Annotated in this window: 1 protein-coding gene; it reads left to right on the plus strand. The window is 69.1% G+C overall.

The window, feature by feature from the left end:
• A partial coding sequence (locus WG902_RS22495) for an Ig-like domain-containing protein (protein ID WP_340062455.1) occupies nucleotides 1-298 on the plus strand: 298 nt, incomplete at both ends.

Genomic DNA, 298 nt, shown 5'->3' on the forward strand with positions numbered 1-298 from the left:
CGCGCCGACGGCCAACAACGACACGGCGACCACGACGGAAGACACCCCGGTGTCGATCCCGCTGGCAACCCTGGCCGGCAACGACATCGATCCGGACGGCGACACGCTCACGGTCACGGCGGTGGGCAACCCGGTCGGTGGCACGGTCGTCATCGTCGGCGGAAACGCGGTCTTTACGCCCGACCCGAACTTCACCGGTGCTGCGACCTTCGAGTACACGGTCAGCGATGGCAACGGCGGCACCGACACGGCCACCGTCACCGTGAACGTCACGGCGACCAACGACGCGCCCACGGCG

Origin of the sequence: Ramlibacter sp. PS3R-8 (assembly GCF_037572435.1) — a bacterium.
In the GTDB taxonomy this organism is placed as follows: domain Bacteria; phylum Pseudomonadota; class Gammaproteobacteria; order Burkholderiales; family Burkholderiaceae_C; genus Ramlibacter.